15 protein-coding genes are annotated in these 13,638 nt (G+C 55.5%); 6 read left to right on the top strand and 9 right to left on the bottom strand.

The genetic code is table 11. The features are described from left to right. Positions 1–4: 4 nt before the first annotated feature. Genes gpM through J1D76_RS17755 form a run of 3 tightly spaced genes read right to left on the bottom strand, consistent with a single transcriptional unit; the run spans position 5 to position 2,690 of the window. Positions 5–775, bottom strand: a complete 771-nt coding sequence (gene gpM, locus J1D76_RS17765; RefSeq protein ID WP_421139555.1) for a phage terminase small subunit — start codon at positions 773–775, stop codon at positions 5–7. Then, positions 772–1,821 carry a phage major capsid protein, P2 family gene (locus tag J1D76_RS17760; protein WP_421139554.1) on the bottom strand — a complete coding sequence of 350 codons (1,050 nt, stop codon included), beginning with the start codon at positions 1,819–1,821 and terminating at the stop codon, positions 772–774. Before J1D76_RS17760 ends, gpM begins: the two co-directional genes overlap by 4 nt. Beyond that, positions 1,821–2,690 (bottom strand): GPO family capsid scaffolding protein, encoded by an 870-nt coding sequence (locus J1D76_RS17755; protein ID WP_421139553.1) that lies wholly within the window; start codon positions 2,688–2,690, stop codon positions 1,821–1,823. The genes J1D76_RS17760 and J1D76_RS17755 overlap by 1 nt, the downstream gene beginning before the upstream one ends. A gap of 161 nt (positions 2,691–2,851) precedes the next feature. Between J1D76_RS17755 and J1D76_RS17750 the strand changes: the two genes are divergently transcribed. From J1D76_RS17750 to J1D76_RS17740, 3 genes are all read left to right on the top strand, one after another. Beyond that, the gene (locus J1D76_RS17750; RefSeq protein WP_421139552.1) at positions 2,852–4,894 is read left to right on the top strand and encodes a terminase large subunit domain-containing protein; all 2,043 of its coding nucleotides are present in this window, start codon (positions 2,852–2,854) and stop codon (positions 4,892–4,894) included. Next, positions 4,791–5,663 carry a phage portal protein gene (locus J1D76_RS17745; RefSeq protein WP_421139551.1) on the top strand — a complete coding sequence of 291 codons (873 nt, stop codon included), beginning with the start codon at positions 4,791–4,793 and terminating at the stop codon, positions 5,661–5,663. The genes J1D76_RS17750 and J1D76_RS17745 overlap by 104 nt, the downstream gene beginning before the upstream one ends. A gap of 85 nt (positions 5,664–5,748) precedes the next feature. Beyond that, positions 5,749–6,006, top strand: a complete 258-nt coding sequence (locus tag J1D76_RS17740; protein WP_421139549.1) for an ogr/Delta-like zinc finger family protein — start codon at positions 5,749–5,751, stop codon at positions 6,004–6,006. On the opposite strand, the gene J1D76_RS17735 is transcribed toward J1D76_RS17740, so the two are convergent. The 6 genes from J1D76_RS17735 to J1D76_RS17710 all read right to left on the bottom strand — a co-directional run bounded on the left by J1D76_RS17735 (position 5,982) and on the right by J1D76_RS17710 (position 11,073). Further along, positions 5,982–6,200, bottom strand: coding sequence for a hypothetical protein (locus tag J1D76_RS17735; RefSeq protein WP_410922437.1), 219 nt, complete (start codon positions 6,198–6,200; stop codon positions 5,982–5,984). The genes J1D76_RS17740 and J1D76_RS17735 overlap by 25 nt on opposite strands. 306 nt (positions 6,201–6,506) lie before the next feature. Continuing rightward, positions 6,507–6,746 carry a hypothetical protein gene (locus J1D76_RS17730; protein WP_421139547.1) on the bottom strand — a complete coding sequence of 80 codons (240 nt, stop codon included), beginning with the start codon at positions 6,744–6,746 and terminating at the stop codon, positions 6,507–6,509. A 422-nt stretch (positions 6,747–7,168) separates the two neighbouring features. Further along, a complete protein-coding gene (locus J1D76_RS17725; RefSeq protein ID WP_414876853.1) occupies positions 7,169–7,420 on the bottom strand; it encodes a hypothetical protein in 252 nt (83 codons plus the stop codon). A gap of 14 nt (positions 7,421–7,434) precedes the next feature. Continuing rightward, on the bottom strand, positions 7,435–7,728 hold the full coding sequence (locus J1D76_RS17720) for a hypothetical protein (protein WP_421139546.1): 294 nt from the start codon (positions 7,726–7,728) through the stop codon (positions 7,435–7,437). 470 nt (positions 7,729–8,198) lie between these two features. Then, positions 8,199–10,853 (bottom strand): toprim domain-containing protein, encoded by a 2,655-nt coding sequence (locus J1D76_RS17715; protein ID WP_421139545.1) that lies wholly within the window; start codon positions 10,851–10,853, stop codon positions 8,199–8,201. A gap of 10 nt (positions 10,854–10,863) precedes the next feature. Next, positions 10,864–11,073, bottom strand: coding sequence for a hypothetical protein (locus tag J1D76_RS17710; RefSeq protein ID WP_095944849.1), 210 nt, complete (start codon positions 11,071–11,073; stop codon positions 10,864–10,866). 90 nt (positions 11,074–11,163) lie between these two features. On the opposite strand from J1D76_RS17710, the gene J1D76_RS17705 reads away from it, so the two are divergent. The 3 genes from J1D76_RS17705 to J1D76_RS17695 all read left to right on the top strand — a co-directional run bounded on the left by J1D76_RS17705 (position 11,164) and on the right by J1D76_RS17695 (position 13,602). Then, the gene (locus tag J1D76_RS17705; RefSeq protein ID WP_095944850.1) at positions 11,164–11,412 is read left to right on the top strand and encodes a helix-turn-helix domain-containing protein; all 249 of its coding nucleotides are present in this window, start codon (positions 11,164–11,166) and stop codon (positions 11,410–11,412) included. 76 nt (positions 11,413–11,488) lie between these two features. Beyond that, the gene (locus J1D76_RS17700; RefSeq protein ID WP_421139544.1) at positions 11,489–12,544 is read left to right on the top strand and encodes a phage integrase; all 1,056 of its coding nucleotides are present in this window, start codon (positions 11,489–11,491) and stop codon (positions 12,542–12,544) included. Further along, the gene (locus tag J1D76_RS17695; protein ID WP_421139542.1) at positions 12,541–13,602 is read left to right on the top strand and encodes a hypothetical protein; all 1,062 of its coding nucleotides are present in this window, start codon (positions 12,541–12,543) and stop codon (positions 13,600–13,602) included. The genes J1D76_RS17700 and J1D76_RS17695 overlap by 4 nt, the downstream gene beginning before the upstream one ends. The last annotated feature ends 36 nt before the right edge of the window (positions 13,603–13,638 follow it).

The following is a 13,638-nucleotide window of genomic DNA, read 5'->3' as shown; positions in this document are numbered from 1 at the left end:
TCGTTTATTCGGTACCGGATTTGTCGCCGTCGGCTTCCTGCTTGCGCAGGGCCTTGCTGGCTTCATCCATGCGCGTCTTCACACCGATTTCGGGGTAAAGCTCATTGGCCCGGTAAAAGTGCGCGCAGGCTTTGGCCCAGCGCTTGTCTTCCATGGCGAGGATGCCCAGCAGCTTGTGGTAGCGCGCCGGGATCTTCTCGAACAGCTCCCACGAAGCGGCCGGTGGCGGCAGCTCGCGTGGGTCGCCACCACGGGGATCGCGGTGGCCTGGCCACTGACCGTCCACACGCGACAACAACTGCGAGAGGTACGGTTCCGGGTTGCGCTGGGCTTTGTGCTGCGCCTCGGCCCACTCGACCATCGTGTCACCCACAAAGGTGGGAATGTCACGGCGGAAGCGCTCTGGCATCGCCTGGCCCTGCTCGATGGCAAAGTCGGCCAGCTCCAGGGCTTGCTCAAACTGTTCGGTGTCGAACAGCCAGACCAGGACCTGCATCAGCACCAGGTTCGGGTGGTTCAGGCCGGACTCGCGATAGCGCTGCACGTACACCAGGTACTTGGGCAACAGCTCGTCGCGCTTCAAACGCTGGCGAGCCTCCAGTGAGTTCAGCTCGGACAGTCGGCCGCAATCCTCGGCCAATGCGGCGTTCATTAAGGCCAGGTGTTTTTGCGCGTTGGCCGGTCCCGCCAAAGCCGTGGCTGAGGTGTAGGGTTTTGAGTCGGGGGTCGGCCCCTGCTCAAGCAGGCGCTTTTTGTGATTGAGGGCGAGGCTCATAGCTCAGGAGTTTCCGGTGGCAGGGTGACCGTGACGAACTCCACGTTGGCCGCTTCGATGCCGGCAAACTTGCCCAGTTGCTCGACCACATAGCCCTCATTGCGCGCGTTGTAGTCTTCAACCTGCGAGCGTTTCGGGTTCTGGACGATCTGGCGGCGCCAGCTGCTGTCCTGGAAATAAATCGACAGGTTGTCCCAACTGGTGACCACCACGCCTTTGCTCGGAAAGTGCGGACAGGTGTACGACGGCAGACCACCGTAAGTGGCGACCACCTGGGCCATCTCGATGCGCTCTTTTTCGGTCGGCTTGTCGCCTTGAGCGGCATACAGCTTGCCCTTGTCGTAGGCCAGCAGGTCGCGACCGATAATGGCAACCAGGTCGCCACCGTCGCGGAACTCTTCGTCGATCATCAGCGAGACATCGAAGACCAGGGCGTCCAAGTTGGCGTAGTCACCACCGACACCGATCTGGATTTTTCCAACGGTCGCACCTTCGACCAGGATCTGTTGCGGCGCTTGCTCGCGAACGATCTGCATCCAGCCTTTGTTGACGTCCTGCAATAAAGGATTGGCGGCGCGGTCGGTGTTGGGGGCCACGCTGGTGCCGTTCCAGCCGATCATGATGCGGTCGAGGCCAATCTGCTTTTGCACGGCAGCGGCGTACTTCTGCGCAAAGTCGGGGAACTTGGACCAAGCGTCGATGGTGGCGTATTTCAACGCCACGTCGCTTTGGGTATCGAACAGCTCGTACCCGAGGCCATCGAGTCCCAGCACGTCACGGGCGACCCGGTCACTGGTGGCCGTATTGATACGGCCGGTGACGGTGCCGTTGACGCCGATCATGACCTTTTCGCCCTTGATCTCGGTCACTGCCAGCACGTTGATGCGTTGCAGGAAAGCCGAACTCAGGGTGATTTTTTCATTCAGCGTCTGCGCATGGGTCGGCTCGACGTTGAATTCTTCATGGACTGAGGCGACGGCATAAGTCGATGCAATCGCCAAAGCCAGGGTGCTGAATTTCAAGCGGGCAGCGTTACTCAGATTCATCAGTAAACGGCCTCTGGCTGGTCAGTCACGGCGCTGGCGGTCTGGGGCAGATCCTGCCGCTTGCCGTGATTGAGCGCGGTGTTGAATTTTTCGGTGAGCGAGTCCAACGAGCCTTTCAAGGTGTTGAACTGCTCGACGGTGATGCCCGTGAGCTGATCGCCGGTCTTCTCGGTGGTGAGCGCGGTGTCTGGCTCGTTCGGCTTCTGCGTGGCAAAGGTGGCGGCGCTCGTTTCCAGGCTGGTGGCCACGGTGCCAAGTTTGTCCACCGCTGCGGCAAAGGCCTGCACGGTTGTTTGATCCATGGGGGTATTCTCTTCTGTGGGGTGTGCGGGGGCTTCTAAACCGCCTTTGCCCAGGATGGCGGCGAACGCACGGGCGAAGAACGACAGGGCCACAGCCTCATCGCTGTTGCCCGTGGTCAGGTCGTCCAGGGGTTCCAGGTTGGCAAAGTGGTTGCCGGCCTCGGCTCGACGACAAAAGTGCAATGCCTCGGTACCGAGGCTGGCCGGGTCATCGGTCACCGCCATGCCGCGCAGATAGGGTTTGCCGGTGTCGGCGAAGTTCGGCTGAATCTCCACGCTAGTGAACAGCTTCTGGCCGTCTTTGTTCAGGCTCAACAAACGGTCGTTGGGCTGGAGCCTGGCAAACAGGGCGACTTTGCCGCCGCTGATATCTTCGGCTTTCACCTCGGCGACAGTGCCCAGGCTGCCAAAGTAGCGAATGTGTTCGTACCAGATGGTCGCGGTGTAGGTGGCCGGATCGTAAGCGCTGGCCATGTCGCGCAGGTCCTGGGCTTCGATGGTTCGGCCATCAACGGTTTTGCCGCTGGTGGCGACACGTTTCCAATCAGAAACAAGGGTGCGAGGCATGAAGTAAAGTCGCTCGATTCGGTGCAGTGGCCGCCACGATAGGCAGCTAGGCCAGCCCGAACAAACGGTTCCATTGCGCGAAAATCCTAGATTCAGGAAATAGGATTGAGCAGGAATTTAAGGGCGGGTTTGTAGAGTAGGAGCTGCATAAACTGCGGCTCATGCCCTACTTACCCGAAGTCAAAGATGCGGCCCGAAAGCTCTATTTGCGCCGTTACAAACCCCGCGAGATACAGGCGCAACTCAAGCTGCCTAACATCCGGATTGTGTACTACTGGATCGCCAAGGGCAGTTGGGACGAGCTGCTGACGGACGAAGAACCACTGACGGCGGTCAGCCGGCGCATCACCCTGATTCTGGAGAAAGTCGAGACGCTGGGAAAATCCGAACTGGACGAACTCGACCGGCTGCTCAGCGTGCGCGAGCGCTTGCAAAAACAGGCAGTCAAACCGGTCCCCGGCTCTTCGGATCTGCACGCCGCCGCCGGCGCCGATGGCGAACGGCGAGCGCCTGGGGATAAGTCCCGCCGAGGCGACGCTGACAGCCAGGGAAAGAAGAAACCCAAAACGATAAAGAACGACATCAGCCACCTGACCGAGGTGGACTTTCTCGACAAATTCACCAGCAAGCTGTTCGGCTATCAGAAAGAGTTGTTCGAAGCCAAACAGAACCCTCTGACGCGACGCGTCCGCAACGTGCTGAAGGCGCGCCAGACCGGCTTGACCTACTACTTTGCCGGCGAAGCATTCATGGATGCGGTGCTGACCGGTGACAACCAGATGTTCCTGTCCGCCAGCCGTGCCCAGTCCGAGATTTTCCGCAACTACATCATCAAGTTTGCCCGCGAGTGGTTTGGTCTGGAGCTGACCGGTAACCCGATCATCCTCAGCAACGGCGCCGAGCTGCGCTTTCTCAGCACCAACAGCAGCACCGCCCAAGGTCACCACGGCCATGTCTACGTCGACGAATATTTCTGGATTCGTGACTTCGAAAAACTCAACACGCTGTCGGGGGCCATGGCCACCCACAAGAAGTGGCGTAAAACTTACTTTTCCACGCCCAGCGCGGTTAGCCATCAGGCGTATCCGTTCTGGACCGGCGACGCCTTCAAGCGTGGCAAACACAAGAAGGCCAGCCTGCCGTTCCCCAGCGAAGCCGAGTTGCGCCAGGGCGCGCTGTGTCCGGATGGCCAGTGGCGCAAAATCATCACCATCCACGATGCCATTGCCGGCGGCTGCGATCTGTTCGACCTGGAGCAGTTGCAGCTGGAAAACTCCGACGACCAGTTCGATCAGCTCTACCTGTGCAAATTTATCGACAGCACGCAGAGTGCCTTTGCCCTGGCGGATCTGGAGCGCTGTTATTCGGATCGCTTGCTGTGGACCGACTACGACGCGGACCCAAAGGCGCTACGGCCATTCGCCAACAGCCCGGTGTGGGTCGGCTACGACCCCAGCCGCACCCGCGACGACGCCACCTGCGTGGTGGTCGCTCCGCCCCTGGAGCAAGGCGGCAAGTTCCGGATCCTGGAGAAGTACTCCTGGCGCGGGCACTCGTTCACCTACCAGGCGTCGCAGGTCAAGAAAATCACCGAGCGTTTCAACGTCCAGCACATCGGCATCGACATCACCGGCGTGGGCTACGGCGTGTTCGACCTGGTGCGCGATTTCTTCCCACGGGTAACGCCGATCCATTACAGCCTGGAAACCAAAAACACCCTGGTCCTCAAAGCCCAGGACACCATTCAAGGGCGGCGGATCGAATGGGACGCCGACTGGAACGATATCGCCTCGGCCTTCCTGACGATCAAGCGCGGCGCCACCAACAGCGGCCAGATCACCTACAGCGCCTCGCGCACCGACGCCACCGGGCATGCCGACATCGCCTGGGCCGTGATGCACGCACTGGCCAACGAACCTCTCAACGTCAATAAAAAGCGGCGCAGCCGCTGGTCAACTCTAGAAGGCAGCCATGAACGAACTCGAACAGCCCAATCCCCAGCCTCACAAAGTGCAGGCGTTCAGCTTCGGCGCGCCAGAGTCGGTGCTGACCAACAACGTCGGCGAATACCTGGGCGTGTTCTCGACCAGCGACGGACGGATGTACGTGCCGCCCGTATCGCGCACCGGGTTGGCCAAGATGCTGCGGGCCAATGCCCACCACGGCACCATCCCGCGCTTCAAGCGCAACATGCTGCTGCGTGACTTCATCCCCTCGGCCGGGTGCAGCCGGCAGACCATGGGGCGCGCAGGATTGGACTTCATGGTGTTTGGCGATGCGTTTTTCCTGCGCATCCGCAACGTCATCGGCCAGGTGATTGAGTTGCAGCACTTACCGGCGATCAACATGCGCCGCAAGGTTGGGGGCGGATTCATGATGTTGCTGCCCAACGCCAAAGAGTTGCACTTTGAAGAGGAGGAAGTGGAACACGTCATGGATTACGACGTAGAGCAGAATATTTATGGTGTGCCCGACTACCTGGGCGGCATGCATGCTTTGCTCTTGAACGAATCGGCTACCTTGTTCCGTCGTCGCTATTACAACAACGGTGCCCATGCGGGATTTATCTTTTATACGAACGACCCTGACTTGTCCGAAGAGGACGAGGCAAACTTAAAGTCCCAGATTCAAAGTGCCAAGGGTGTGGGTAACTTTCGCTCGATGTTTGTAAATATCCCCGGCGGCGCGGAAAAAGCCATTCAGATTATTCCGATTGGGGATGTGGCCACTAAAGACGAGTTCGAGCGGATCAAGAACATCACGCGCAATGACGTGATTGCTGCTTGGCGAATGCACCCGGCCTTGGCGGGTGTAATACCGGAAAACGCGGGAGGATTTGGGGATATAGAAAAGATCGACAAGGTTTACACAAACAACGAAATACGGCCGATTTGCCAACTCTTTCTCCAAGTCAATGAGTGTTTGAGGGCTGACCGTCATATTGCCTGGGCTGAACCCGCGCCTGTGACCTGATTCACCACAGTTAGTATCTGAAGAGTTACACAACAACCAGATGTTGTATGGCAAAATAGCCCTCTGTGAATACGGTGGGTGGGCTATGCGAATTTACTGTAAGGAATGTGGCGGGAAAGGTCGGATTGCTTCACGTGAAGAGTTGTCGCTGGAATTTGCCAGGCTCTATTGCCAGTGCCTGTCTGCCAGTTGTGGCCACACCTGGGTGGCCACGCTGACGTTCTCCCACACGTTGAGCCCTTCAGCGCAAGTCGCAGACCGTCTTATCTTCGACCGGTTACGTGCGATGCCCAGGGCTGAGCAGCGAGACTTGTTCGATCAGTTGGGAGCACTTGCGAGTTGATCTATTACACCGGCCAGCTCCTGGGAGCATTCGCAAAGCCTTTCTCCAGACCATTGAAGAATTGACAACACACCATCCATTTCTTTCGTTTGCAATGGACCTGCGGTAACGGCTACACCGATGCAGCTTAGTACCCTGTCAATGTCTTCTACCATGTCTCTCGCGGTAATTAGACTTTTTGTTTTTGCATCCATTTACGTCATTCCACTTGGTTGGATTGTCCAACGGTGCGAGCGTTTTATAGCGCCAAAGTACTGACGTCAAGTTAAGCGACTTATCGTTTCTGATGTGAGATATTTTTACTTTTTATATGAAATTTCGTGCGGCACAATTTGTGCGAACTTTAAAGAGCCAATACTTATTGAGGCGGTGCAAGTCACACTTTTTGATCTGAGCTTGCCGCAATGGAATGTGATTATATTTTTTGTAACGCAGCAGAAACATCAAAGGCGCCGAAGCGCCTTTGAGGATATCGCACTAATAGGATAGTGCGACAACTCTTAGTTACTCAGCTGTTTATTTATGTCCACGACCCCGTAGCGACGATGTCCATTAAGATTCTCATAGGCTGCCACCAGGAAACCCCGAGGCAATGGAATCTGGACCCAACCCGATCCGGTGTTGTGGTGAAGCAACTGGGTGGCTTCGACCAGAAAAAAGTCAGCGGGCAATTCCAATTGCTCACGACCGGAACGGGCTTGCTCGTCGCTGATAGCAATAATCCGACCGTCGATCAGCATGGGTCATTCTCCAAGACGATCTCACAGGCGTTGAAATTGACGCAGGACTTGTACCGCTTGAAGTTGGTTTGTTCAGACATGGTGCTCTCCCAGTGGGGTATTCCGTGTATAGGGCTTGGCGAGTAGGTCAGCGATGACAACGGCGTCTTGGTCACTCAGGTCGCCCATGCTTTGGGCCAGACAGACCATGCTTTCCAAGCGTTGACGAGCGTCCGGGGTTTTGTGGACCAGGTACCCTATTAGGGCAGTGCCGATCACGGCGGTGGCTAGTAGAGGCCGAGGTGGTTTGAAGGGCTTTCCCGGCTGGTCAGGCTCGGTGGTATCCTTCAGGCCGCTGCTGCTTGGGTGCTGTGCTTGCATGGTGTTGCTCCTCTAGTGGTGGTTGGTGTCGGGGAGGTGCGAACTCCTCGACACCGTCTCTCTCACGCTTGCCGCAATCGGCTCGCCGTGAATACGGGGCGCTGCTCACAGCGCACCTCAAACAGTCCCAAGTCATGACCGTCTACGTCCTGCATGTGCACGACAGTGATGAACGTCGGGGCGTCTTTCGGGTGATCCCTCCAATGTGCGGCGGCCGCCAGCTCGGCCAGGTCCTCGGCAGTCCGCTGTTCCACGTAATCGGACGGCAGCGGTAATTGGCCGGGCAGCGTGTTCGCGCGGTAGCGAATAATCATGGGCGCTTTTCCCCTCAGGCCTTGCGCACCAGGTGCACCACGAAATCAGACGGAATTCCCGCGTGAATGCCCCGTGCTTTCAGCTGCATTACGGCCTGGATCTGAAACTGGGTGCAGTCGTCAGCCAGAAACTGCTTGTCACCGGCCATGGCCCTATCTGCGATCTGATTGACAAAGAACGGGGTGGTGCAGTGCTCGCCGACCATAATTGGCGCCTCGATCCCTTGACTTTTCAGTTCGGCTTGGATGGCGCGCAGGCGGGTGGTTTTGCCAGTGCATTGGTCGCCGGTGATGACTTGTACTTGCATGTTGTCGCTCCTTTTTTGCTGGTTGCATCAGGCTCCGCGCCTGAAAAAAAGCCGCGTGTGCCCGGGTGTACCCCGGAACATCCGGAACGGCTAAAAGTTGAAGGCCGCTAGCCCACGGTTTACGGGGCTTTCAGGTCGATAGGTACTTGGAAGCGCGAGCCGGAACATGGCAGAACGGGATTTTCTAAAGGTTCGCTGTAGGCCTTTATTTACAAGGGCTGGCGAGGTGTTCCAGCAAATGCCGTTGGTGGAACACTTGCAGAACAGAGAACGGAAAGATGTTCCGGCGTGATCCAGCCTGTTCCGGTCAAGGGTGATGGGGGGTTGTTGTTTATCTATCTGTTTTATATAGATATTTTTCTTAAAGATATTAATGTTCCAGATGTTCCACCCATTCAGCGGCAACACACGCATTACCTCAAAAACACCCGATTGCCCCTGTACACGCTGTTTTATCCCCAAGACGTTCATCAGGATTTACTCCCCTTCCGGAACAACCAGCAGTTGAGCGAGCGCTTCTCGATGACCGAGCGGACTTTGCGAGTCTCGACAAACGTGTGTGAGGTGCTGAGGGGCAGTGCGCGATGCAGCTGCGTCGCGTGAATGACTTCCTGGCCAGCGAGACGGCAGGCGTTATGGAAGTGCTCAATATTGATGGCGATCAGATCTTTGTCAGCGCTGTGGTTGAGAGTTTCCTGAGTGACTTCGCGATTGCCCGCGTCATCGCTGATCGAAACCACTCTTTCGTTGAGGTAGTGATAGATCTGCCAGAAGCGCCCGGCTGTTGGGTTTTCGGTGCTGACACGCTGCTGCCGATCGATGGCGCGGCGCTCGATGTGCTTGATGACTTGCTCCAGGTTGTCGTCGCTCCAGTCCGGAAACAGTGCTTGGGTGGCTTTTGCGGCTGCCATCATCTGCGCATGACAAAGTACGATCCGTTGGTGCTGAAGAACAGGGTTTGCTTGAAGACGTTGCTCGTATTCCGGAAACGCATCGAAGTAGCGCTGGAGCCAGGCTGACTCCTGCCCGATGCAGTGCCCCAGGTAACCGGCCAATTGCTCCACGGGTAGGCCATTCAAACGAATGGCCAGCACCTTCAAGGCAGGGGTGTGGTGCGCCCTGGTCGCATGGAAATGACTGATGCGGGTCAAGATCGCCTCGGAGCCTTCAACGCTGGCGTTCTGAGCCATGCACAGTGCTGCCAGGAAAATCAGGCTGTCGGTGTCGTTGCTCGAGGACTTCACGCCCACCGTTCGCAGTGTGGCGTTGTGGTCAAACAGCGCTTTCCACTTTTCCCAGTTGTATTGACTGACTACCGTGCGGCCCTGGGCGTCGACGGTCTGGCTGTCAGATTCAATAAGCACCACAGGAAGATTGCTTACCTGAGACAGTGCACGGGTCAGGCCAATCGCGCTTGCGCCTTCGCTGTTGGGCTTGATGCCTTCGAAGTTGGAGCGACCGAGTAAACGCCACAGAAAACGCAGCAAGCTGGACTTACCGGCGCCGGCGTCACCGGTCAGCTCTAGAAACGGCCAGGACTCTTGTTTGCTGCGGATCTGCTGCACGAACAGCGTGGCTGTCCACCACGACAACGCTGCGAGTCCATTCAGGTGATGCACTGCAAAGAAGTCGGAAAACCAGCTTGGATCGAAGCCAGAACCGCGGACGATCGTCAGGCTATTGAGCGAGGTTTTCAGCCCTGTTTTCCCGACTTCAAGGTAGCCGTGGTCGTTGGCCAGGTACTCACGTCCCTTGTGGTAACCGAACTTCTGGAAGCAGTAAGTCTTGCTCGATGCGTCATAGCCGACAAAAGGCAGTGATCGGACGGTCAGGGCGTTGTCCAGCCATTTGCTGCGCAGCATGGCCAGCACCTTTTCCCCACCTTCAAAGTTGCCGCCAGGTGTGCGCTCCAGCAGCGATTTGGCGAAGCTTCGCGGATCGCCGATTGAGTTCGGCGCCAAGGGCTCCTTGCAGTTTTGCGCCGCGTTGGGGAAGTTGAATTGGAAGAAGAACTGCTGGTCACCGCTGATCGCATCACGTTGGATGTATTCAAAGCGCGGCACGCAGTTGGCCACTTGCTTGATGTCGCAGTATTTGTAGAAAAGCTGCTCGCGAGCGACCGCTGCTTCGTCTTCCTGTGTTTTGTTCAGCTCATCGGAATTCACCTTGGCGGAATATAGGCGTTCGCCGAAGTCCAGCAGGAAGAAATTGAGCGGCTTCTTTTTGTGTAACAGGTAGGCCTTTTTCGCAGGGCTCTCGGCGATGAAGATTCGCCCCTGGTAGTTGGCCTCCTGCATGAATTCATCATTAAGTTGCCCGTCGCGGTACACGTCGTCCCAATCGCGGTCGATACCAGCAAGGGCCACCCATGCCAGTTCATCGCGGGCAAGCAATTGGCTGCGGTACTTCGGAATAACTGAGTGGCCGGCCTTATCGTCGTCCAAGGCGATGATCCAGCGTACTTTCATGCCCTTGTGCGCCTCTACGAGGTCCCAGGGGAAGTTGTTGGCTGAGATGGACGCCATTGCCTTGTAGCCAGCCAGGATCAAAGCAATTGCGTGGAAGATGCCCTCTACAACGTAGACCGTGTCACCTTGCTCGATGGACATACCAGGCGGAACCCAAGCGCCACCCTTGTATGACATTTTGTACTTGATGCCGGCTTTGTCCCCGCCATTGGCCGTGACCATCGTCGCGTCAATGATTCGTTCCCAGTAGCCATCGCAGAGTGGGAAACGAACGGTGTCCGCCCATTGGCCATCCTTCATTTTGCGTCGGCTCTGCTCGTACCAGCCTTTCATCTTGCTGATATCGAAACCGCGATTGCGCTGTAGGTAGGCATCAGCAGTGGCGTTCGGGTCGACCTCGGTACGCGGAAACCGCTCACTGAGGTTTTCGAACAGGTGGCTGTAGCGCTCCCGAGTCTTTTCCTCAAACTGACACTGGTTCAGACGATTGCATTTGAGCTGATACGGCTGTTTGCGGGCGATGTACAGCGTGCGTTCGCTACAGCCTGGGCAGACTCCCTTTTGAAAGTAGGTGCTGCCAATGTCTTTAAAATCAAGTTCGTGGTCATGCTCCAGGGCGGAGACCACTTCTAGGCGGTAAATATCTTCGAATTGCATTTGCCGGCCCTCAGCGCTGGGAGACGCGTTCGGCTTGCTCGGCCGCTTCTATGGCCAGCGCAACCATGTTTACCAGCAGTGCTTCTTTCGAACCTTCAGTTTTTGCTCGTACCAGGATTCGCCCACGCTCGATGTCATTACGGATCGCTCGTTCTGACTGGCCGGACCGGCGTGCCAGCTCGCGAACGGTTGTGTAGGGCGTGTCTATGGTGATCTGCATTTGCTAAGCTCCGTGTGTATATATGCCGAATAAAGTGGCATATGCACATATTGTGATGTGCATACGCACATGTCAAGAGGAGGGTGCTCGTTGGAATTAGGTCAAAAACTCAAGGAAGTGCGGCTGACTGAGCGTCTGACTCAGGCGGAAATCTGTGAGATCGCGGGAATCAAACTCGAAACATGGAAGGGATATGAGTACGGGCGGCGGGCGTCTGTCAGCTCCGTGGAGCTGTTGAAGATCACTAAACACCCTCGATTTAAACGCTATGCGCTGTGGTTGGTAACGGATGAAGTCGCGCCCGAGGTTGGTCAGATAAGCCCGGTTATTGCCATATGAGGCTCGCTGAAAAAACACGATCCAGTGAAAGTCCAAAAGACTCTGGAGGCAGGGCAGAGTTGGCCTGTGTAAGCCTATGGCCATAAAGAAACTGGAGGATGGCCGCTACGAAGTGGATTGTCGTCCCGACGGACGATACGGCGTTCGTACGCGCAAAATATTCCCAACCAAAAATGAAGCGCAGAAATACCACAATCGAGTGATGGGGGAAGGAGCTACAGGGGCGTTCGAGAAGGCACCCAAGCACGATACGCGCAAGCTATTGGATCTTGCTGAGCGTTGGTATGTGGTGCATGGGCAGACGCTTAAAACTGGTGAGCAGCGTTTGGCGTTACTGCGAAACATGATCGAACGGATGGGTAATCCGAGGGTTGCCACGTTCAGTGCCGCGGACTTTGCCCAGTATCGAGCTGAGCGCGCAGAAGGAAAGCACTCGCGGAAAAAACCAGGAAGAGGTTTTACAGAGGAAGGTAAGGACACCAAGCCAATTAGCGCCAATATGTTGAATCACGAGCTGGCGTATTTACGGGCCGTTTTCAATGAGCTGGGGCGTTTGGGCGAGTGGGACAGTGATAACCCACTGGCCAACGTCCGGAAGCTCAAGTTCGACGAAACCGAGATGGTGTATCTGTTGGCCGAACAGATCAAGGAACTGTTAGAGGATCTCTCCAGACGCGATTCTGACGCTGGCTTGATTGCTCAGGTGTGTTTGGCTACTGGTGCCAGGTGGGGTGAAGCCGAAGGTTTGCAGGCTCGCCAGGTCCGCCATGGGTTGGTCCACTACAGCAAGACAAAGTCGAGCAAAAATCGCTCAGTGCCGATCGCAGAGGGCCTTGAGAAGCGGCTCAAAGGAAAATTGCCATTCACCCCCGCATACAACACATTTCGCCGGTCAGTTGAAGCCGTTGGTATTGAGCTACCCGAAGGACAGATGACCCATGTTTTAAGGCATACATTTGCCAGCCATTACATGATGAATGGTGGAGATATTCTGACGCTACAACGGGTGCTAGGCCATGCGACGCTGGCTATGACACAAAAATATGCGCACTTCAGTCCAGGGCATATGGCTGAAGTTGTTCATTTGAATCCAATGATGAAGTTCTTAAGCAGGGATGGAGGTGCAGCATGAGTGGAAGCGGAGTTTTAAAAGAGGCCTTGTTGTTGAGCGAGGTGATACTTTCGGATTTGGAAATGAGTGCCATTCCTCTAACCAATATTGCAATGAAGGTCAGTAGGCTTGCACGGTTGGTTGGTGATTTCGATCAGCAACAAATCATGGTGTATGAGGCGAGTGGGTATCCATCGGGGCCTGAGGGGATTAAAGCTGATGTTTGGCGACTAGCTGAGTTGGCGGGCAGGGTTAATATAGTGAAAGAAGGAGAAGGAGAAAAGGAAGTAAAAACTGAGCGCGCTAATACTGAGTCAATCGAGCAAATAGAGATTGAGATGGCCGGTGCTAGGGAACGTATGGCTGCCGCAGCAGATGGTAGTATATCTGTAAGCTCAGCTAACCCCTACCAAACGGTACAAACGCCTACCGGAAACGCTGCTGAACGCAAAAATATTCTTACATTCCTAAGTCAGAAATCTAGTCTGCTATCTCGCCGAAGATCTTATATACACAATTACGTCTGCGGTGTTTACTTTGAGCTTAAGTTCTCATCGGTGCCGAGTGATATCTTCGATAGGACCAGGGCAAAGGTTGACAAGAAAATCGGAGAAATTGTCCCCGGTGCTGTTAAGAAGTTTACGTCTGTATATGAAAATCTTCTTTCTGAAAATGATGAAGATTGGTCGAATGCGGTGCATAGCTGTAGACGTATTTTGCAAGAAACAGCAGATGGTGTTTATCCAGCTCGAGAAGATAAGGTTGTTGATGTTGGAAATGGTAAAACCAAGGCTATAAAACTTGGAGTCGAAAATTACGTCAATAGATTAATTGCATATGTAGAAGAGAACTCTGATTCATCTCGTTTCAGCGAGATTGTTGGGTCGCATATGAAATACCTAGGGGAGCGTTTGGATGCGATCTTTCAAGCTGCTCAGAAAGGCTCTCACAACGTCATATCGTCTCAGGATGAAGCTGACAGGTACGTGATTTATACCTATCTGGTCATCGGCGATATTCTCCAACTGAAGGCTGATGTGGAGCGTAGTGAGGCCAAGTCTGAGGGTGAGGCTTCGTGAGTGTGGACGGGTTGTGGACGGTTTCAGCTTTTTGAA

Origin of the sequence: Pseudomonas sp. NFX15, from assembly GCF_049132105.1 — a bacterium.
In the GTDB taxonomy this organism is placed as follows: domain Bacteria; phylum Pseudomonadota; class Gammaproteobacteria; order Pseudomonadales; family Pseudomonadaceae; genus Aquipseudomonas.
Note: the sequence above shows the minus strand (reverse complement) of the source record. Positions and strands in the feature narration are given on the sequence as shown.